The organism is Pseudomonas sp. StFLB209, assembly GCF_000829415.1.
Lineage (GTDB): Bacteria > Pseudomonadota > Gammaproteobacteria > Pseudomonadales > Pseudomonadaceae > Aquipseudomonas.
Genome location: NZ_AP014637.1, coordinates 2,503,308 through 2,525,529 on the forward strand (window position 1 = coordinate 2,503,308; position 22,222 = coordinate 2,525,529).

10 protein-coding genes are annotated in these 22,222 nt (G+C 62.1%); 6 read left to right on the forward strand and 4 right to left on the reverse strand.

Annotated elements, in window-relative coordinates; translation table 11 throughout:
- Positions 1-3 precede the first annotated feature (3 nt).
- The 4 genes from PSCI_RS11475 (at position 4) to PSCI_RS11490 (ending at position 6,849) form a co-directional block, all read left to right on the forward strand.
- Complete coding sequence (locus PSCI_RS11475; RefSeq protein WP_045486624.1) at positions 4-1,608, forward strand: 5-oxoprolinase/urea amidolyase family protein; 1,605 nt, start codon at positions 4-6, stop codon at positions 1,606-1,608.
- A complete protein-coding gene (locus tag PSCI_RS11480) occupies positions 1,605-3,341 on the forward strand; it encodes an acetyl/propionyl/methylcrotonyl-CoA carboxylase subunit alpha (protein ID WP_045486627.1) in 1,737 nt (578 codons plus the stop codon). Before PSCI_RS11475 ends, PSCI_RS11480 begins: the two co-directional genes overlap by 4 nt.
- 257 nt (positions 3,342-3,598) lie before the next feature.
- The gene (locus PSCI_RS11485; protein WP_045486630.1) at positions 3,599-4,840 is read left to right on the forward strand and encodes an OprD family porin; all 1,242 of its coding nucleotides are present in this window, start codon (positions 3,599-3,601) and stop codon (positions 4,838-4,840) included.
- Positions 4,841-4,965: 125 nt separating this feature from the next.
- Complete coding sequence (locus tag PSCI_RS11490) at positions 4,966-6,849, forward strand: methyl-accepting chemotaxis protein (RefSeq protein WP_052483386.1); 1,884 nt, start codon at positions 4,966-4,968, stop codon at positions 6,847-6,849.
- 197 nt (positions 6,850-7,046) lie between these two features.
- Here the strand turns inward: PSCI_RS11490 and mscK are convergent, their stop codons facing one another.
- From mscK to PSCI_RS11505, 3 genes are all read right to left on the reverse strand, one after another.
- Positions 7,047-10,418: a mechanosensitive channel MscK gene (gene mscK / locus PSCI_RS11495; protein WP_045486635.1), complete on the reverse strand. Its 3,372-nt coding sequence runs from the start codon at positions 10,416-10,418 to the stop codon at positions 7,047-7,049.
- 81 nt (positions 10,419-10,499) lie between these two features.
- Entirely contained in the window at positions 10,500-12,242 is a 1,743-nt protein-coding gene (locus tag PSCI_RS11500) for a potassium/proton antiporter (protein WP_045486638.1), read from the reverse strand.
- Between the two features lie 162 nt (positions 12,243-12,404).
- Positions 12,405-13,475: an RNA-guided endonuclease InsQ/TnpB family protein gene (locus PSCI_RS11505; RefSeq protein ID WP_045486641.1), complete on the reverse strand. Its 1,071-nt coding sequence runs from the start codon at positions 13,473-13,475 to the stop codon at positions 12,405-12,407.
- A gap of 174 nt (positions 13,476-13,649) precedes the next feature.
- Between PSCI_RS11505 and PSCI_RS11510 the strand changes: the two genes are divergently transcribed.
- Complete coding sequence (locus PSCI_RS11510) at positions 13,650-16,277, forward strand: dermonecrotic toxin domain-containing protein (RefSeq protein WP_045486644.1); 2,628 nt, start codon at positions 13,650-13,652, stop codon at positions 16,275-16,277.
- A 58-nt stretch (positions 16,278-16,335) separates the two neighbouring features.
- Here the strand turns inward: PSCI_RS11510 and putA are convergent, their stop codons facing one another.
- A complete protein-coding gene (putA, locus tag PSCI_RS11515; RefSeq protein WP_045486647.1) occupies positions 16,336-20,286 on the reverse strand; it encodes a trifunctional transcriptional regulator/proline dehydrogenase/L-glutamate gamma-semialdehyde dehydrogenase in 3,951 nt (1,316 codons plus the stop codon).
- A gap of 435 nt (positions 20,287-20,721) precedes the next feature.
- Between putA and putP the strand changes: the two genes are divergently transcribed.
- Positions 20,722-22,212 carry a sodium/proline symporter PutP gene (putP, locus tag PSCI_RS11520; protein ID WP_045494147.1) on the forward strand — a complete coding sequence of 497 codons (1,491 nt, stop codon included), beginning with the start codon at positions 20,722-20,724 and terminating at the stop codon, positions 22,210-22,212.
- Positions 22,213-22,222: the final 10 nt, after the last annotated feature.

The window sequence follows — 22,222 nt, forward strand, 5'->3', positions numbered from 1 at the left end:
CTCATGCGTTTCTATCCGGTCAACCTGGATGCGATCCTGGTTGAATTGGCAAACCTGGACGAGACCCTTGCCCTGTTCGATTCGCTGCAGCAGCAGCCGATCGCAGGGGTAACGGAAATCGTCCCGGCTGCCCGGACCCTGCTGGTGCAATTTCGTCCCGGCAGCATCCGCCGCGAGGTACTGGCCGCGCAGATCGCCTCGCGCGATATTCACGGCCCGGCGCGCCAGGCCGGGCGGCTGGTCGAGATCCCGGTGCATTACAACGGTGAAGACCTGGCCGATGTCGCTGCAGAACTGGGGATCAGTGTCGAAGAAGTCATCCAGCGCCATATCGGCAACGATTACAACGTGGCCTTCTGCGGGTTTGCGCCAGGGTTTGCCTACCTGAGCGGTGGCGCGGGTTTTGTGGTGCCGCGCCGCAGCACGCCGCGTACCCGCATTCCGGCCGGTGCCGTGGCGCTGGCCGGCGGCTTCAGCGGTATCTACCCGCAAGCCAGCCCGGGCGGCTGGCAGATCATCGGCGTTACCGGCCTGAAAATGTGGGACCTGCAGCGCGATGAACCGGCGCTGCTCAAACCGGGTTACCGGGTGCGTTTCTGCGACGCTGGTCCCTTGCCGCCGGAACGTGTGTCGGTCGCTGTGGCCGAGCGTCAGCCTGCGGCGGCGGTCAGTGGCGATTGCCTGGAAATTGTTACGCCGGGTCTGCAGACCCTGCTGCAGGATCTTGGCCGACCCGGCCGGGCCGGCGAGGGTGTTTCCGCCTCCGGCGCCATGGATCGCGGTGCGCTGCGCGCGGCCAACCGTGCGGTCGGCAACGAGCCATCCACGGCTTGCCTGGAAATCCTCATGGGCGGCCTGAACTTCACCTGCCATGGCCAGGCGTTGGTTGCGATAACCGGGGCCGAGGTCGAGGTCGAGCTGCGCAGCGCCGACGGCCAGTTGTTGCGCCCGGCGCTCTACAAGCCCTTTGCCTTGCAGGACGGCGATCAGGTCAGCATCGGCTCGCCCAGTGCCGGCTTGCGCAACTACCTGGCCATCCGGGGCGGCTTCAGCGTGACACCGGTACTTGGCAGCCTGTCTACCGATACCCTGGCGCATGTCGGGCCGGCAGCGCTGGCGGCTGGCGATCGGCTGGGCTTCGAGCGCACGCCGGGTGGTCTGGCGGTGTCGCTGGACGAGCAACCGGCCTTCGCCATGCCGCGCCGTGACCAGCTCATCACCCTGGATGTGGTCATGGGGCCACGCAGCGACTGGTTCACCCCGGCCGCGCTGGAACTGCTGGCCGAACAAACCTGGCAGGTCACGCCGCAGTCGAACCGCATCGGCATTCGCCTGGCCGGCGAGCAGACCCTGGAACGGGCGGTGGGCGGCGAGCTGCCCAGTGAGGGCACCACAGTCGGCGCCATTCAGGTCCCGCCCAGTGGCCAGCCGGTGTTGTTTCTCGCTGACCATCCGCTGACCGGCGGCTACCCGGTGATCGGCGCGGTCGCCACCTACCACCTGGACCTGGCTGGCCAGATCCCGGTCAATGCCCGTATTCGCTTCAACCCGCTGGGCGCTTTCGAACACGTGCTTCCTGCTACTTCAGACGAGACCCGGAACAAATGAAAAAGGTCCTGATTGCCAACCGTGGCGAAATCGCCGTCCGTATTGCCCGTGCCTGCCGTGATTACGGTGTCGCTTCGGTGGCGGTGTACGCCGACGCCGATATTGATGCCTTGCATGTGCGCCTGGCCGATGAGGCTTATGCCCTGGAAGGTGAACGCTCCACCGACACCTACCTGTGCATCGACAAGCTGCTGGCGATTGCCGCCCGCGCCGGTGCCGATGCCGTTCACCCAGGCTATGGCTTCCTGTCGGAACGGGCGGACTTCGCTCGCGCCGTGATCGACGCTGGCCTGACCTGGATCGGCCCGGACCCTGCGACCATCGACGCGTTGGGCGACAAAGTCGAGGCCCGCCGGATTGCCCTGAGAGTCGGCGCGCCACTGGTGGCCGGTACCGAGAACCCGGTGGCTGACGCCAGTGAGGTGGTCGCCTTCGCCGAGCAGCACGGTCTGCCGATCGCCATCAAGGCGGCGTTCGGCGGCGGTGGTCGTGGTCTGAAAGTCGCCTGGCAGCTTGAAGAGGTGCGTGAACTGTACGAGTCGGCGGTGCGTGAAGCCACGGCGGCGTTCGGTCGCGGTGAGTGCTTCGTCGAGCGTTTCCTGGATCGTCCGCGGCACATCGAGGCGCAGATCATTGCTGACCGGCATGGCCGTGTGGTGGTGGTCGGCACCCGCGATTGCTCGCTGCAGCGGCGCAACCAGAAACTGATCGAAGAAGCGCCGGCGCCTTATCTGGATGCCGGGCTGCGTCAGCGCATTCACGATTCGGCGCAGCGCATTTGTGCCGAGGCCGGCTATGTCGGTGCTGGCACCGTGGAGTTTCTGCTCAGCGCCGACGGCACCCTGTCGTTCCTGGAGGTCAACACTCGCTTGCAGGTGGAGCATCCGGTTACGGAAGAAACCAGCGGTATCGATCTGGTCATCGAGCAGTTGCGGGTTGCCGATGGCCTGCCGCTGTCGTTCGAAGGCACGCCAACGCCGCGCGGGCACAGCTTCGAGTTTCGGATCAACGCCGAGGACGCCGGTAACGGTTTCCTGCCGACGCCGGGCGCCATCGAGCGCTTCCAGGCGCCATCGGGGCCGGGGGTACGTCTCGACACGGGGGTTGGCGAAGGCTCGCGGGTGTCGCCGAATTTCGACTCGATGATTGCCAAGCTGATCGTTACCGGTGCGACCCGTGAACAAGCCATCCAGCGCGCCCGGCGTGCCCTGGCCGAGTTCAAGGTGGAGGGTGTGGCCACTGTGCTGCCGTTCCATCAGGCGGTCATGGATCACCATGACTTCACCGCGCCGCAGACCTTTGCGGTGCATACCCGCTGGATTGAAACAGACTTCGCCAGCCAGATCAGCATCGCCCCGCGGCCGGCGGCTGGCGCCGATGCAGGGGTGGTGCGCACCTTCATCGAAATCGACGGCAAGCGCCATGATCTGGGCTTGCCCGCCGCGCTGTTGCGCGGGGTGAGCGTCAATGCGACGGGCAGTGCCAGCCAGGATGAGGTCGTTCAGCAAGCCGTTGATCCACGTGCGGTACTCGCGCCGGTTGCAGGTAACCTGCATGCCTGGGTGGTCGAGAACGGCACTGCCGTCGAAGCCGGGCAGGTCATCGCGGTCATGGAAGCGATGAAAATGGAAACTTCAGTCTTGGCACCCTGTGCCGGCGTACTTGAGGTGAGTGAACAACCGGGTCGTTATATCGATGCCAAGTCGGTGATCGGGCGCATCGCAATGAACTAGCCGGTAAATGGCTGGTGTAGGAGCGGCTTTAGCCGCGAAGCCTTCGCGGCTAAAGCCACTCCTACGGGTTGTTCCTTATAAAACAATTATTCGTAATCTTGTTTGATGAGCGCTGCGTTCGCAAAGAAGCTATCGCAGCTAAAGCGGATCGCCGCCCGGCTGCGGCGTGCGGCTGCATGAAAGTAGTCAGAGTTGTCGCAATAACCATAAAAACAAACTTCTTCAATTGACGCTGCCATTATCAGGAGCATGACGTGATGTCGATCAATAAGAGTCTGGTGCTTACTTGCGCCTGCGTTTCCCTGTTGCCATTGAATGCCTCGGCAGACTTTATCGCCGATAGCAAGGCCAGTGTTGAACTGCGCAACTTCTACTTCAACCGCGACTTTCGCAACGGCCCGCCGACCGCCCAGCGCGACCCGGCGGCCGAATGGGCGCAAGGGGCGATCCTGCGGCTGGAGTCGGGTTATACCGCTGGCACTGTCGGCTTTGGCCTCGATGCCATGGGTATGCTGGGTATCAAGCTCGATGGCGGCGACGGCACCGGCGGCAGTGGCCTGTTGCCGGCCGACCTGAGTTCACGCAATGGCCGTGGCTCGCAGGACGAATACGCCAAGCTGGGGCTGACCGCCAAGGCCAGAATCTCCGAAACGGTGCTCAAGGTCGGCTCGCTGGCGTTTCGCAGTCCGGTGGTGTCGAGCAACGACACCCGCTTGCTGCCGGCCACCTTCGAAGGTGCCATGCTGACCTCCAAAGACATCGACAAGTTGACCCTGCAAGGCGGCCAACTGACTCAGATCAAGTTCAACAGTTCTTCGAACTATCAGGACTTCAGCGGTAACCGGGTGGGCGGCAGCAGCGATGCCTTTAACTTTGCCGGCGCCACTTACAGTTTCAGCAAGACGCTGAGTGCCAGCCTGCACTATGGCAATCTGGAGGATATTTATCGCCAGTACTACGGGGGGGTGATCTATGAAGTTCCCCTGGCTGCACAGCAGTCGCTGAAGTTTGATCTGCGGTATGCAAAAAGTACCGAGGATGGCAACTTTCGGGCGCTGGATAACCGGGCGGCCAACGGTTTGGTCGCGTACACAGTGGGCAGTCACGTATTGACCGCCGGCTACCAGCGTATGTCAGGTGATGATCCGTTTCCGTACATCGCCAACAGTGATCCGTACCTGGTCAACTTCGTCCAGATCAATGACTTTGCCAATATTGAAGAACGCTCCTGGCAGCTGCGTTACGACTACAACTTCGCCGCGTTGGGCGTTCCCGGCCTGACCTTCATGAGCCGCTATGTCAGCGGCGACAACGTGCGGGTGGCAGGCAGCAACAGCGGCAAGGAATGGGAGCGCAACACCGATATCGGCTATGTGATCCAGAGCGGCTCGCTGAAAAACCTCGGCTTCAAGGTGCGCAATGCCACGGTGCGTTCCAACTTCGGCAATGACCTGGACGAGACCCGCCTGATCCTCAGCTACACGCTGCCACTCTGGTAACAGGTTGCGGCGCGGCTTCAACGGGGTGCCTCTAAAAACGCTGCGATGGCAACGCAGGTCGTTTTCAGAGGTGCCCAACGCTCTGCCAGCAGGTGGAGCTATCTGATAACTCAGGAGCGAGCGTGATGAAACGTCTCAGGTTTAGCCAAAAGATTATCCTGATCGCCTCGCTGGTGATCATGTTGGTGTTTGCAGCCTTTTGCGCCGTCAATGATGTGCGCTTGCGTGACGACAGCCTGCAACGCATTGAAAGCGGCACCCGCAACCTGGCCGGCTCCATGGCCCATGACATCCAGAGCTGGCTGGACGGCCGGATGATGCTGATCAAGGGCGTCGCCGAGTTTCTCGAGCGTGATCCTTCGCCGGCCGGCCTGCTCGAAGTGCTGCGCAGCCCGGTATTGATGGACCACTTCGTGGCCAGTTATGTCGGCACTGCGGCGGGTGCATTCCTGATCTACCCACCCCGCGAGATGCCCGCCGACTACGACAGCCGACAACGCCCCTGGTACAAGGATGCGCTTGAGCACGGCGCAGTGATGACCGAGCCTTATGTAGGTGTCGGGATCGATTACCGGATCATCAGCCAGGCGGTGCCGATCCGGGCCGGCCAGCAGGTGCTGGGTGTGCTGGGCGTCAACCTGAGCATCGAGAACATTGCCAAAACCCTCAACTCACAAGACTTCGAAGGCAATGGCTATGCGTTTCTGGTCAACCGCCAGGGCAAGATCCTGGTGCACCCCGACAAGACCTTGATCGGCAAAACGCTCACTGACCTGTTTCTGGGCCAGGCGCCGCCGCTGAGCGACCAACTGACTGAAGTCAGTAGCGCCGATGGTGAAAAGCTCAGCTTGTTCGTGCCCATCAAGGGGCTGGCTTCGCAGGACTGGTACGTTGGCATCGCCCTCGATAAACCGGCCGCGCTGGCCAGCCTCAGCGCCTTTCGCAACTCGGCGATCATCGCCACGGTCATTGCGGTGCTGATCAGCCTGATACTGCTGGGCCTGGCCTTGCGGTTGCTGATGAGGCCGCTGCGTCAGATTGGTCATGCCATGGACGATGTGGCCGAGGGCGAGGCCGACCTGACCCGCCGCCTGGCCATTGTCTCGCACGATGAATTCGGCCAGTTGGCGTCAGGTTTCAACCGCTTCGTCGATCGCCTGCATGCCTCGATCAGCGACGTGGCTGCCAGCGCCAATGCCCTGAAACAAGCCACCGGCAGCGTGCTGGGGGCGTCCAATTCGTCGGTGGCCAAGGCCCGCAGCCAGGCCGGTTACACCACCAGCGTAGCGGCGGCCATCGAGGAACTGGGCGCCACGGCGCAGAACATTGCCGGCAGCGCCTCGGCAGCCTCGCGCGAGGCGTCGGCAGCGCGCCAGCAGGTCCAGACCAGTTGCGCCCTGGTGGACGACACCGTGCGCGCCATGCGCAGCCTGCAGGACAACATTGCCCTGACCCGGACGCAGATCGAAGAACTCAACGAACGCAGCGCCAATATCGGTACGGTGCTGGAGGTGATTTCAACGATTTCCGGCAAGACCAACCTGCTGGCCCTCAACGCTGCGATCGAGGCTGCCCGGGCCGGCGAGGCCGGCCGTGGTTTTGCGGTGGTCGCCGACGAAGTGCGCAGCCTGGCCCACCATACCCAGACCGCGACCGAAGAAATCCGCGGTGTCATCGAAGCGCTGCAACAAGGCGCGACCCAGGCTGCGCAAACCATGCTGACCAGCCACGAAATCGGCCAGCGCAGCGCCAACGTGGCCAGTCAGGCCGGCGCCAGCCTGCAAGCAGTGGTGCTGCGGATCGGCGAAATCGACGACATGAACCTCAGCGTGGCGGCGGCCACGGAAGAGCAATCCACCGCCGTTGACCAGTTGAACCGCGACGTACACGAGATCAACCAGCTCAACCAGCAAAGCGCCGCCAACCTCGACGACACCCTGCAAGCCTGCGCCCGGCTGGACGCCGAAGCAGGGCGCCTGCATGCGATTGTCGATACGTTCAAGTTGTGAGGGGATGAGATTATTTGCTTGCCTCTCGGCAGCCCTGAGTTCGCCCGCAGGGCGGACCCAAGCCAGGAGCAATACCTACTTTGGGCGTAACCAAAGTAGGTCGCCCGTCGGGGCGAAACCCGCAGTCCAGACAACCGCGGCAATAATATACACAGCAAGTCCAGCCGTTCGCGGCTAAAGCCGCTCCTACGGGGTTGTCAGCGTTTGGCTTCAGGCAGCTGCGGATCATCATCCTTTGGCAGCTTCTCCAGACTGACCGGAGCCACCTCACTAGCCGTACTCTCATGCGGATTGACCGGCACCAGCTTCAGCTCCCCGCCATGAGTATTCTTCAGGTAAACCTCCATCTGCCGGAACGAGATATTGATCTTCTGCCGCTTGAACTCACGATTGATAAAGCGGTTGATCTCATCGAGCACCGGGTTACGGTCGCCCAGATCACGCACATGCATGCGCAACTCATGATCCAGCGTGCTTTCACCAAAGTTCAGGAAGAACACGATCGGCTCGGGTTCCTTGAGCACCCGTGGATTCTCACGTGCCGCCTGCAACAGCAAGGTGCGCACCAGGTCCAGATCCGAGCCATAGTCGACCCCGACCTTCAGCGTCACCCGAGTGATGGTGTCGGTCAGCGACCAGTTGATCAACTGGCCAGTGATGAAGGTCTTGTTCGGGACAATGATGTCCTTGCGGTCAAAATCGGTAATGGTCGTGGCGCGGATCCGGATCTTGCTTACCGTGCCCGACAGGTTGCCGATGGTGATGGTGTCGCCGATCCGCACCGGGCGCTCGAACAGGATCATGATGCCGGAGATAAAGTTGGCGAAAATCTCCTGCATACCGAAACCCAGGCCGACCGACAGCGCAGCGACCAGCCACTGTAACTTGTCCCAACTGACCCCCAGCGTCGACAGCGTGGTGACGAACCCCACCCCGGCGATGGTGTACGACAACAAGGTGGTGGTGGCGTAGGCGCTGCCCTGGGCCAGATCCAGGCGTGACAGCACGAACACTTCGAGCAGGCCCGGCAGGTTGCGTGCCAGCACAAAGGTGATGGTGACGATCACCAGTGCGCCGAGCATGTCGCCGAGGCTGATCGGCACCATGCTCATGTTGGCGCCGGTACCGCTGGTGTATTCGTACAGGGTCACGTTATCCAGATAGGCAAAGACCGTGATCAGGTCGGCCCAGACCCAGTACATCGCGCCAATAAACGCGGCCATCAGCGCCAGGCGGATCAACCGCAGCGACTGCTGGTTGACCTGCTCGATGTCCAGCTTTGGCTCTTCGATCGGCACATCACTGTCGCCGTTGTCCCGCGCCGCCTGACGTTTGGCCATGGCGCGCTGATAGGCCAGGCGCCGCGCCGCGACGTTCAGGCCGCGAATGAACGCCGCTTCCACCACCAGCCAGAGCAACAGCAGGTACAGGGTGTCGATCAGCCGGTCTGTGAGTTTCAGGGCGGTGTAGTAGTAACCGAAGCACACCGCCACGAACAGCGCCGCCGGCAGGACGGTAAACGCCAGGCCCAGGGTCTTGCGAAACAGCGAGGCATTGTGGTGGGTGGGGCTGGCCAGCAGCAGGCGGCCCAGCAGCAGGGTCATCAGTGCGTAGCAACTGAGCACCACGCCAATCCCCAGCACGTCATCGGCCAAGGCGGCTGGCTGGTGTTCGGCCACTGCCACCACCGCGACCAACGCCAGTACCACCAGGCCCAGCCGGCGTACCCAGCCGCGCAGGAACTCGACCTGGGAAGGCTCCCAGCGAAAATGCAGTTGCGCCACGCCGTCAGGCGCCAGTACCCGGTAGGCGGTATAGAACATCAGCCAGGTGATGCCGATCTCCTGCAAGGCCAGACCCAGGCTGGCGTTCTGGCCGCGTGCATCGATTTGCAGGGCATAACCACACAGCATCAGGGTCAGTGCGACCGGCAGGGCCAGGAGAATGTTGATCAGCAGGGCCGCCGGGGTTTTCCATTGGTTGTCGCGGCGAAAGTGACCGATATCGGCGTGCAGATAGCCGAGCTTGTCGTACAGCGCCTTGCGTTTCCAGATCAGTGCGCCGATCAGCAACAGCAGCGGCAGAAACAACCAGGGGCGCTGGGTAAGGCCGTCGGACAGTTCGCTGACACTGGACGCCCACGGCAGTGTCGACACCTGCTTGGTCAGGCGCGGCCCGATGCTCTGGAACCATTCCAGGTCCAGCGGCTTGTTGCTGGGGATCCAGAACATCTGCTCATCGAGAGTGGCGCGCAGGCTGGTGCCGGTGCTGATCAACTGCTTCTGGTTGAGCTGCAGGTTGATCGACTCGTTGAGCATGGCGGCCAGCAGCCGGTTCAGGCGTTCAAGCAGATCGCTGCGGGTCACTGCCAGGTCCATCAGGGTACGGCGCAAGGCCGGCGTGACCTGTTCTGACGGCTGGCTGGCGAGCAGTTTCTCGACATAGGCCAGCGGCGTGCTGATTTGTTCACGCTGCTGGTTGACCTCGAACTGATACAGGCGGATATCGGCGATTTCATCGGCCAGGTTCTTGTCCACCTGCAGGTGCGGCAGGGACTGCTTTTGTTTGTAGAGGATCTTCGACAGCAACAGGCTGCCGCTCAGGACATTGATCTGCTCATCCAGGGCCTGGTCGGTCTGGGTCAGATTGTCCAGTTGCTGTTTGGTCTGCAGGTTGCGCTGGGTCAGCTCGTTGAGCCGCTCGGTGCCGCGCAGCAGGTAGTCAGAGAGCTTGAGGTTGGCGGCGCTTTCGCTGGCCAGCAGGCTGCTGCCACCGGCCTTCTGCGCTTCGGCGGCCAGTTCTTCGACGGTCTTTTGCGACTGGGCGCGGCGCTTGTCGTTGATCAGGGTCTGCAGGTCCTGGATTTCCTGATCCTGGCGCTGCACCTTTTCGGCCAGCAGGTCATGTTGACTGTTGCCCAGGTCCTGCAACTGGCTGTTGCCGGCCAGTTCCTGGCGGCGCAACTGGCTGAGCGCATTGAGCGAAGCGATCTCGGCGTTATACAGGTTGCGCTGATCGCCGCTGAGCGGCTTGCCGCCTTCCTTGCCGTTTTTGAGCAGGGTATTGAGCTGCTGCGTGCGGGTCTGGTTGTGGCTGATCTCTGCCTGAGCGCGCTCGGGACGGGTCTGGGCGGTGAGGATCAGGCTGTTGGCGTCGTTCAGAGCCTTTTGCAGGTCACTTTGCTGGGTACTGCGCTCGCTGAGCAACTGCTCCAGTTGCGGCACATCCAGATTGGCGTAGCGCTGGGCAATCGGCACCACCTTACTGGCTTTGAGGCGTTCGAGTTCACGCTGATTGTCGATAACCTGCTTGGGTGCCTTGTCCAGTTGCTGCTTGAGCGCCGCCAGCTTCTGCTGGCTGTCGTCTTGCGCGTCGAGCAGCGCCAGGGTCTGTTCCAGCACCTGCTGCAGGGCTTTCTGGTCGGCGTCAGGCAGCTTGCGCTCGGCGATCTTGTCCAGGCTTTGCTGGACGCTGTCGCGGTTGGGCGGGTCGGCGGCCAGGGCCGTAAAGGAATGGCTAAGGCACAGGCCGAGCAGGGCGGCCGCCAGGAAGGCGCGCAAGGAAAACATAGACACCGATCACTTGCAAAAACGGACAGGCGCGCAGTGTAAAGCAATGCCCCCGCGCACGGGAGCACTGCCTATCGCCTATCAGAGAAACAGCGCAGGACCGGGACGGGTGCCTTCGGGGAACTTGACTCCGACTTTCAGCAGCCGGTCGCCGTCCATGACGGCAGCGGTCCACAGGGTGCCGTTCCATTCGATCTGGTCACCGACGATCACCGGGCCGCGGTTTTTCTGCACGATGAACTGCCACAGCGGCATGTTCGGGTCCAGGCCGTCCAGTTTCAGGCCGTACAGCGCAGCGACCGCGCCCAGTTGTGCATCGCCTTCGAGTACGAAGTCACCGAAGAAGCGCAGGTCCTGGCCACGTTGCGGCGCCTGGCTGAACAGTTTGCCCAGCGCCGGCAAGTTGTGTTCGTGACCGATCACACACAACAGGTCATCGACTTCCAGGGTGGTACTGCCGGATGGATGGAGCAGTTGCTGGCCGCGAAACAGCGCCGCAATCCGTGTGCCTTCAGGCATTTTCAGCTCGCGCAGGGCGGCGCCGATGCACCATTTTTCTGCGCCCAGACGGTAGACGAACAACTCCCACTCGCTGGTGACGTGGACTTCCAGGGCCGAGCGGGAAATCGGCGCAGGATCCGGCGGCACCGTGACTTTGAGCAGTTTGGCCATCCACGGCAGGCTGGTGCCTTGCAGCAGCAGCGAGACCAGCACGATGAAGAACGCGAGGTTGAAATACAGTTGGGCGTTGGGCAGCCCGGCCATCAGCGGGAATACGGCCAGAATGATCGGCACCGCGCCGCGCAGGCCGACCCAGGCGATAAAGGCCTTTTCCCGGCCATGGAAGGCCTTGAAGGGGAGCAGGCCGACCAGCACCGACAGCGGCCGGGCCACCAGGATCATCCACAGCGCCAGGCCCAGGGCCGGCAGGGCGATGGGCAGCAGGTCATGCGGGGTGACCAGCAGGCCAAGCACCAGAAACATACCGATCTGTGCCAGCCAGGCCATGCCGTCAAGCATGTGCAGGATACCGTGGCGGCTGCGCACCGGGCGGTTGCCCAGCACCAGGCCAAACAGGTAAATGGCCAGGAAGCCGCTGCCATGGATGGCGTTGGTCAGGGCAAAGATCGCCATGCCCCCGGCAATGACCAGAATCGGATACAGGCCGGCGGCCAGGTTGATGCGGTTGACCAGTTGCAGCATCAGCCAGCCGCCACCCAGGCCCATCAGGCTGCCAATGCCGAATTCCTGAATCAGATGACCGAGCAGGCCCCAATGCAGCCCGGTCTGGCCGCTGGCAAGCATGCCGATCAGGGTTACAGTGAGAAACACCGCCATCGGGTCGTTGCTGCCCGATTCGATTTCCAGGGTGGCGGTCACCCGTTCGTTCAGGCCCTTGCCGCCAAGCAGCGAGAACACCGCAGCAGCGTCGGTAGAGCCAACGATGGCGCCGATCAGCAGGCCCTGCATGATGTTCAGGTCAAACAGCCAGGCGGCGACCATACCGGTCAGTGCCGTAGTGATCAGTACCCCGACCGTGGCCAGCGACAAGGCCGGCCAGAGTGCGACCCGAAAGCTCGAAACCCGGGTGCGCAGGCCGCCGTCGAGGAGGATGACTGCCAATGCCAGGTTACCGATCAGGTAGGCGGCGGCGTAGTTGTTGAAGATGATCCCGCCGCCGTCGACCCCGGCGACCATGCCCACGGCGAGGATAATGACCAGGATCGGGATGCCCAGCCGGGACGACAGCGAGCTGACCAGAATGCTTGCGCCGACCAACACCGCGCCGATCAGGAACAGGCTGTTGATGGTTGCGGCATCCAAGGGCAGTACTCCATGAGGGTAAGAATTAAGGCGCTTCTTGCGTAGCAAAACTCACTTATGCAGTCAGCGTGCCAACCGATTTAACCTGTTGAATTACATGGCTGTCAAAGGCTTGTCTGTATATCGAATGGGAAATGGCCTGTAGTTGACATCCTCCCCGTCCTAAAGGGCGGGGATTCCCACAACTGGACGCTCATGCCCGAGCGCGAGAATGTTCTTTGCGGCGTTGACGTCGCGGTCGTGGGTGGCACCACACCCACAACAAGTCCATTCCCTTATTCCAAGCCCTGCGATACCTCTCGGCCTCGAGTCCGGCAATTGCTTGCAGCTCGAACAGGTTTGGGTGGTGTTTATCTCGCTAACAACCTTGAAAACCGTGCCTGCGTGATCGCATTTGTATTCCAGCATGGTTTTCAATTGGCCCCAGCCGGCGTCCAGCACCGACTTGGCCATCCTGGTTTTCGCGAGTTTCAGTGAGTTCACATCGCCCACCACAATGACGCCACAACGCGCTACCAGCGCGTTGCTGAACTTATGCAGGCAATCCTTGCGGCGGTTCGCAATTTTGGCGTGAATCGCCCGCACACGGGCCTTCTTGCCAGCGCGCTGGGCCGTGCCCAGGGCGCTCTCCAGATCCCGGTAGAACCTGCCGCTTTCAAGGCGATCACCGTCGCTGCAGGTGGCGGTGGTTTTCAACCCAAGGTCGATACCCACGGCATCCTGGCCCGGCGACAGCTGGCGGTCGACCTCGACCACGACGTTGAAATACCAGCGCCCACGGCTGTCCTCGTTGAAGCTACCGGATCTGAATTTAAAACCCGCCAGGCCGTAGCTGTCCCAGACCTTGAAGTGCTGTTTGTTAAAGACGACCTGGCCGTTTTTCCAGACAGCAGCGCCGGCCTTGAGAGGTACCCAGCCCAGGCTGCGCCGAGCGCCGCCCGAGCAGCGCCAGCGTAGCTGGCGCTTTTTGAACTGCTTGCGCCGTGTGACATATTCGTCGGCAACAGCCTGCACCGATTGGCTGTGCAGTCCCAGGTCTTTGCCGGCCCCGTTGGTGTACTTATGAATGTCGAACGCCGACAGAAAACGACCGCGCTCACGCATCGAGCGACTGCTCAACTCGTTTACGTAGTTCCACACAAAATTCACAGCACGAGACGCTTCACGCAGCTGCGCTGCGTGCTTGTCTCGCACTCGAACCTTGAGGGTTTTGGTCGCTTTTATTTCAGTCATGAAACACAGGATAGGGCGGTTTTGTGGATTTTAACCCCTATGACCGCTTCGCGGTGGCGCTTTCATCCCCCACCTGAAGGAAGGGGCTTTTCGCGCCAGCTTGGTAAATAATTAACGCCCTGAAGGATTCCCGGTTTGCTTACGTGCATGGCTTTGCATAACAGGAACATTGCCATGTCACATTCAACCCATGATTTCTCGGCCGGTGTGGATCAGCACCGGTACATCTCGCAAGAAGTGCTGCTGCGCGAAAAGGCGCTGCAGTTCATTTCCGACTTCCCCGACGTGCACGCGATGGCCTGGGCGAGCGCCCGTAGCCTGATTCATGAACTCTCAGGCAAAAAGCTGAACCCGGACAAGGTCTGGTGGCATCGTTTTGACGGCGCGGCCAGTAGCTCGCGCAGCTATACCGGCTGGGAACATGCCGGCGCGCCTGTTGAGTCGATGACCCTGGTCGAGCTGGTCATGCATCGCTTCAATGCCCATGACCAGAGCGCCAGCGATGAGCTGGACCTGTACAGTGGCTTCTACACCGACGGGCCACAGCACGGCCTGTACGATGAGCGCAATGAAGTCCCCATGCTGGCGCGCCAGGTACTGCAAAAGTTCTGGGCGCTGGATTTTGCCGGGCTGTTCCAGCAGCGCGTCAATCAGTTCTGGCGCGTCCATGGAGCAACCTTTACTGAACTGGCCAAAGCCCGCTTGCTCGCCGCCGCAGGCCTGGCGGCGAGCAAGAGCGGATTGCCCGTGGCTGATCTGCAACGGCTGGTGCTGCTGCTCGGCCACGGCGACAACACGGTCGCCGCTCCTCAGCAAGTGGCCCGGCAGGGCCTGAGTATCCGCAGTTTTGATATTGGCGGGCACGAGTCGAGCTTGATCATCCGGATGGTCGATGCCGGTGGCCGGCAGATTCTGTATACCCCAGGGTTGAAACGGGTGTTTCACGTTTTCGAGGCTGAGCGGCAGTTACATGAGTGGGTGCGCCACCAATTGCGCGATGAACACCGCCGCCAGCGGTTCGAGGCGCTGTTTGTGTTCGCGCCGCAGGCCACCCGGGAGTTGCAGGCGTCATTGAGCGGCGTGCTGGATCAGCTTCGCGATCGCCCGTTCATGGCTGACCTCAATCTTATCGACCCTGTGGTTGCCGGGCTTTTCAATCGCAATGACCGACCGCTTACCGGTGATGTCTTCGCGCACTTGCGCGCCCGCGCCGAGGAGGAGATGCAGGAAGTGGCGCGTGCCCTGACCTCCAATGCCGACCTGCGCAAGCAGATCTGGATCGGCTACCTGAGTGCCTTCACCCGGATCATCGGGCCGCTGGCCATTGCCGGCTGGCCGTTGGCACTGGTGATGGTCGGCGCGGGGGTGGCCAATGTCGGGTTGAATGTCGATCAGGCCTTGCATGGCAAAAATGCCCGGCAGCGCCAGGCCGGGCTGGTGGGCGCGGTGCTGAACTCGATCTTTGTTCTGTTCAACATGCCCTTGTTGGTGGATGCGGCGGCTGGCATCCGGGTGAGTGCGGCGGATACCCCAGCAGTCACAGATTCAGGTATTGAATGGATTGCCCTGAGGCCCTTGAGCCATGAGCGGCTGCTGTCAGGCACTGTACCGATGCAAGGTGTCGAGCGTATGGCCTCGGGTGAAACCTGGATCTTGCTTGATGAGGTGCCGCAGCGGGTGCGGTTCAGCTCAAGGCTCAACACCTGGATAGTCATCGAACCTGACAATCCATTCGCCTTCTACGACGTCACGCCTGTGCGCCTCAATGAACAAGGGCAGTGGCAACGCCTGCCAGGATTGCGCCTGAGCGGTGGCATGGAGCCGATCAACCCAAGTGCGCCTTCGACCAGCCAGGCAAGCACCCCCGAACTCTCGACCGTGCAATCGCAGTTCTGGGACCTTTACATGCAGTTCAATCTGGATGAGGAAGAAACCCTGTCCATGCTGGCCTTGGATCGACAGAAAGCCGCCATCGATATTCGTGAGCTGCAGCCTGGCGATGAAATCGAGCGTGATACTGAGGGCGATGAGGTACTGGTCGATGCCTGGAACAACGAATACCGGGTATTTCGCAGTGCTACAGGGCGTTATGTCGGCGGCCGGGTGACGCGTTACACGGAGAACGAGCATGCGATCAACGACTATCTGCGCACTGGCGTGGCGGGTATCACCAATCAGGTGGAGATGATCGAAGAACTGCTGGAAGACCTGAACCTGATCGGGCTGGATAACCGCGTCAACCTGTATCGCGGTGGCAGTGGTGTGCGGGGTACATCGGGGATGACTTTTCGCAATGGGCATATCAAGGCCGGCGACGTGCTGGTCAATACCGATTTCACCTCGTTCAGCGAAAACCCTTACGTGACGCGCTCCTTCGCCAGCAGCCAGGCGGGGGCTCCGTCGTATGACTTCAGCGGCCAGGTCACCTTTGATGACACCTCGATCGTTTTCGAACTACCGGCCGGTCAGCATCTGGGGGCAACGCCCATTGCGCCTTTTTCGATCGAGGACGAGGAGGCCGAATCGCTATTTACCCCGGGGCATTATTTTCAGGTTCAGGGCATTCATGAGGTCGCCGGCTCCCAATACCGGTTCGTTCGGGTTCAGCTCAAGGAGGTCCCGGCGCCTGCGGCGGGGCGCACGCTGTATGAGATGCGCACGGGGCTGCCCTTTACCCGCGAGCAGTACGCCAGCAGGCTCGGGGCCGATGGTCAGCGGCTGGTCGAGCGCTTCTTCCCGCTGCCAGTTGACCTGAGCCTGCCTGCTACCCCGACACCGGCTGCTGAAGCACCCGGTGTCTAGCGTTTGATCCAGGCATGAAAAAGAGAGCCGAAGCTCTCTTTTTTCCGCAATCGTGCTGTCAGCCGATGGTCATCAGGCTGGCGTTACCGCCTGCCGCCGCGGTGTTGACGCTCAGGGCTCGCTCGATCACCAGACGCTCCAGGGCAATGCCGGTTTCGCCATAGGGCAGGCCCTGTACGCCGACGATAGCGCCGCCGCGTTGCGCGACCTGCTTGCAGAGGGCGCGCAACTGATCGCTGTCGCCATGGTGCAGCACGGCATCGAACACCACCTGCTCACTGTTCCAGTCTGCCACCAGTTGCAGGCGTGCCTGCACTTCGCGTGGCAAGCGGTTGCGCACCGAACGTGCCGGTTCGCCATCGATCAGCACGGCTTTGCTGCCCACAGCCAGAACGGCGGCGATCTGCGCAAGCAGGTCGCCTTCGTCTTCGGCCAGGCACAGTACCTGGTCTCGTGGCAGGATGGTGTAGCTGTTGCGCTCGCCGGTCGGCCCGGCCAGCAGGCGGCTCACACCGCTCTGCGACTGGGTCGCGAACTGCTCGCACAGGCTGACCAGTTCGCTGCGTTGCTGGCTGGCCGCCCAGGCCTTGAAGGCTTCCAGCGGTTTGAGCAGCGCTTCGCGCAGGCGGGTGTCCGGTGCTACACGGGCATCGGTTGCGGTGAAGGAATTGGCGATCGCATCCTGTGGACGAGTGCTCAGCAGGCGGTACAGGTACAGCGGGCCACCTGCTTTCGGGCCGGTCCCCGACAGCCCCTCGCCACCGAACGGCTGGACACCGACCACCGCGCCGACGATGTTGCGGTTGACGTACAGGTTACCGGCGTGAGCCTTGTCGATGACCTTGGCAATGGTCTCGTCGATACGGGTATGCACACCCAGGGTCAGGCCGTAGCCCGATGCGTTGATCTGCCCGATCAATGCATCCAGGTCTTTGCGGGCATAGCGCACCACGTGCAGCACCGGACCGAAGATCTCGCGTTGCAGTTCATCGAAGCTTTCCAGTTCGATCAGGGTCGGCATCACGAAGGTGCCGCGCTTGATCTGCGGGGTATCGGCCAGCGCCATCTGGTACACACTGCGGCCTTTGTCGCGCATGGCCTGGATGTGCTTCTCGATACCGGCCTTGGCTTCGGCGTCGATCACCGGACCGATGTCGACGTTCAGGCGCTCGGGGTTGCCCAGCCGGCTTTCGGCCATGGCGCCCTTGAGCATCTCGATCACGCGGTCGGCGGAGTCTTCCTGCAGGCACAGCACCCGCAGCGCCGAGCAGCGCTGACCGGCGCTGTCGAAGGCCGACGAGACCACGTCGATGACCACTTGCTCGGTAAGCGCTGACGAGTCGACGATCATGGCGTTCTGGCCGCCAGTCTCGGCGATCAGCGGAATCGGCCGGCCCTGGCTGTCCAGGCGCCCGGCGACGTTGCGCTGCAGCAGGCGCGCCACTTCCGTGGAGCCGGTGAACATCACCCCTTTGACCCGCTCATCACCGACCAGCCCGGCACCGACGGTTTCGCCACGGCCCGGCAGCAGTTGCAGCACCCCTTCAGGAATGCCGGCTTCAAGCAGGATGCGCACGGCCTGGGCCGCGACCAGCGGGGTCTGTTCGGCAGGCTTGGCCAGTACCGGGTTACCGGCGGCCAGCGCTGCCGCGACCTGACCGCTGAAGATCGCCAGCGGGAAGTTCCATGGGCTGATGCACACCACCGGGCCCAGCGGACGGTGGGCGTCGTTGTTGAACTCGCTGCGCGCCTGCACCGCGTAGTAACGCAGAAAATCCACTGCCTCGCGCACTTCGGCGATGGCGTTGAGGTAGGTCTTGCCCGCTTCACGGACCAGCAAGCCCATCAGTGGCTGGATTTCGCTTTCCATCAGGTCGGCGGCGCGCTCCAGAATGGCTGCGCGCTCGGCGGGCGGGGTGGCCTGCCAGATGGGACCTGCGCTCATGGCACACTGGATGGCGTTGTTGACGTCAGCCACGGTGGCTTCTTGCACCTGGCCCACTACATCGCGGTGGTCGGCCGGGTTGAGCACCGCTTGCGCAGGCTCTGCGCTGGACGTGCAGCCCAACAGCGGCGCAGCTTTCCAGGCATGGTTGGCGCTGGCCAGCAGGGCGCAGGACAACGACGCCAGACGGTGTTCGTTGGCCATGTCGATCCCGCTGGAGTTGGCCCGCTCAAGGCCATACAACTCACGCGGCAGAGGGATGCGCGGGTGCGGCAGGCCGCACTGGCCTTCCTGGGTGGCCATGCGTTCGATGCTGCTGACCGGGTCGGCGACCAGTTCCTGGATCGAAATCGACTGGTCGGCGATGCGGTTGACGAATGAGGTATTGGCGCCGTTTTCCAACAGGCGACGAACCAGATAGGCCAGCAGGGTTTCGTGGGTGCCAACCGGGGCGTACACCCGGCATGGACGGTTCAGCTTGCCATCGGCAACCTTGCCCACCACTTGCTCGTAGAGCGGCTCACCCATGCCATGCAGGCACTGGAATTCGTACTGGCCGGGGTAATAGTTCTGCCCGGCAATATGGTAGATCGCTGCCAGGGTATGAGCGTTGTGGGTGGCGAACTGTGGATAGATGACTTCCGGGGCGGCCAGCAGTTTGCGTGCGCAGGCAATGTAAGAAACGTCGGTGTACACCTTGCGGGTGTACACCGGGTAGCCTTCCAGGCCATCGAGCTGGGCGCGTTTGATCTCGCTGTCCCAGTAGGCACCTTTGACCAGGCGGATCATCAGGCGGTGGCGGCTGCGGCGCGCCAAGTCGATCACGTAGTCGATCACATACGGGCAGCGCTTCTGATAGGCCTGGATCACGAAGCCGATGCCGTTCCAGCCAGCCAGTTGCGGCTCGAAGCACAGGCGCTCAAGCAGGTCCAGCGACAGCTCCAGGCGGTCGGCTTCCTCGGCATCGATGTTCAGGCCGATGTCGTATTGCTTGGCCAGCAGGGTCAGCGCCAGCAGGCGTGGGTACAGCTCTTCCATAACGCGCTCGTACTGGGCGCGGCTGTAACGCGGGTGCAGGGCCGAGAGCTTGATCGAGATGCCCGGACCTTCGTAGATGCCACGGCCATGGGAGGCTTTACCGATCGAATGGATCGCCTGCTCGTAGGAGGCCAGGTATTTCTGCGCGTCGTGCTCGGTCAGCGCGGCTTCGCCGAGCATGTCGTAGGAATAGCGGAAGCCCTTGCTCTCGAACTTGCTGGCGTTGGCCAAGGCTTCGCCGATGGTCTCGCCGGTGACGAACTGTTCGCCCATCAGGCGCATGGCCATGTCGACACCCTTGCGGATCATCGGCTCGCCGCTCTTTCCGATGATCCGGCTCAGGGAGGAGGTGAGGCCGGTTTCGTTGTGGGTCGAAACGAGTTTGCCGGTCAGCAGCAGACCCCAGGTGGCCGCGTTGACGAACAGCGAGGGGCTGTTGCCCAGATGTGGTTGCCAGTTACCGGTGCTGATCTTGTCGCGGATCAGCGCGTCACGGGTGCCTTTGTCCGGAATGCGCAGCAGGGCTTCGGCCAGGCACATCAGTGCCACGCCTTCCTGGGACGACAGGGAAAACTCCTGTAGCAAGCCCTGGACAATCCCGGCCCGGCCGCCGGCGCTCTTCTGGTGGCGCAGTTTGTCGGCAATCCCGGCCGCCAGTTTGTGCGTGGCGTCGGCCAGCGGCGCGGGCAGGCGGGCCTGCTCCAGCAGCATCGGCACCACTTCCTGTTCAGGGCGGCGGTACGCCGAGGTGATGGCGGCGCGCAGCACCGACTGCGGCAGGATGCTTTCGGCAAATTCGAGGAACGGCTGGTAGCCAGTGTCGGCTGGCGCATCGACGCGCTCGTCACCGTCTTTGTCCTGGCCATTGAGTTCCGACAGGGTTGCGCCACTCTCGAGCTTTTCGAGGTAATTGAAAATCGCCTGCTTGATCACCCAATGCGGGGTGCGATCAATGGTCTGCGCAGCGGTTTTCAGACGGTCGCGGGTCTGGTCGTCGAGCTTGACGCCCAAGGTGGTGGTGGCCATGTCTTATCCTCGTAAGCGCCATCAGGGCAATGGCGTCCGGTTTTTGCCGCAGATTAGCTGTGAGTGCGCCAAGGTGCAACCAGGTGCAACCGAAAATTTCCAGGCTTTCATTTACCGTCTCTTGTTGGTGCTTCAGGCGCGAGTTCAAAGCCTGATGGCAGAGCCCTCGCGGTGTTGCCGACGGCAAGTCGCCCTGTCTTGGTGCGCAGCGTATTTTGCAAACGGGCGCCCATCAGGGTGCAACTTTGTTGGTAAATCGGTTGCACCGTTTTGCGTATGTTGTCTAGGATGCCGGTCTTGCGGTGCAACCGTAGCGCTTTCTTGCGGGCTCGCGTCAGCGATGTGTCGGGTGCCAGGTGCTGAGTCTGACCTTCCGGGGTCAATCGCCCAGCCTTGGGCCAGACGCTGTATAACAACAACGCCAAGGCAGAACATATGAGTCTTACCAACCCCACTCTGATCACATTCGTGATCTACATCGCAGCAATGGTCCTGATCGGCTTCTGGGCCTATCGGTCCACCAATAACCTTTCCGACTACATCCTTGGCGGACGCAGCCTGGGCAGCGTGGTCACGGCGTTGTCGGCCGGCGCTTCGGACATGAGCGGCTGGTTGCTGATGGGCTTGCCCGGCGCCATCTACATGTCGGGTCTGTCGGAAAGCTGGATTGCCATCGGCCTGATCGCCGGTGCCTACCTGAACTGGCTGTTCGTCGCCGGCCGTCTGCGGGTGCAGACCGAGTTCAACGGTGATGCCCTGACCCTGCCGGATTACTTCACCAGCCGTTTCGAAGACCGTAGTGGCGTGCTGCGGATCATCTCGGCCATCGTGATCCTGATCTTCTTCACCATCTACTGTGCTTCTGGCATCGTCGCCGGTGCACGGCTGTTCGAAAGCACCTTCGGCATGTCCTATGAGACAGCCCTGTGGGCCGGCGCTGCCGCGACCATCGCCTACACCTTCGTCGGTGGCTTCCTGGCGGTGAGCTGGACTGACACCGTGCAGGCTTCGCTGATGATCTTCGCCCTGATCCTTACGCCGATCTTCGTGGTACTGGCCACCGGCGGCGTCGATCCGGCGTTCCTGGCCATCGAAGCGCAGATTTCGGGCAGCTTCGACATGCTCAAGGGCACCACATTCATCGGCGTGGTTTCGCTGCTGGCCTGGGGGCTGGGTTATTTCGGCCAGCCACACATCCTGGCGCGTTTCATGGCTGCCGATTCAGCCAAGTCGATTGTCAATGCCCGGCGTATTTCCATGGCCTGGATGATCCTGTGCCTGGGCGGCGCAGTGGCGGTGGGCTTCTTCGGTATCGCTTACTTTGCGGCCAACCCGGATGTGGCCGGTCCCGTGACCGAGAACCCGGAGCGGATCTTTATCGAGTCCTCCAAGCTGCTGTTCAACCCGTGGGTGGCCGGTGTGCTGCTGTCGGCCATTCTGGCGGCGGTCATGAGTACCCTGAGTTGCCAGTTGCTGGTGTGTTCCAGCGCACTGACTGAAGACTTCTACAAAGCCTACCTGCGCAAGGGCGCGAGTCAGCGTGAACTGGTCTGGGTGGGACGTGCGATGGTGCTGCTGGTGGCAGTGATCGCCATCATGCTGGCAGCCGACCCGAACAACCGGGTATTGGGTCTGGTCAGCTACGCCTGGGCCGGGTTCGGTGCCGCGTTCGGCCCGGTGGTACTGTTTTCGCTGTTGTGGAAAGGCATGACCCGTAACGGGGCGCTGGCAGGGGTAGTGGTCGGTGCCGTCACGGTGGTGCTGTGGAAGCAGTTCACCACCTTTGGCCTGTACGAAATTGTGCCGGGCTTCATCTTTGCGAGCATCGCCATTGTGCTGTTCAGCCTGCTCGGCGAGAAACCTTCGGCGGCCATGCGCGAGCGCTTCGAAGCGGCCGACAAGGCCTATAAAGAGGCTGTTCGCTAAACCTTGCGTC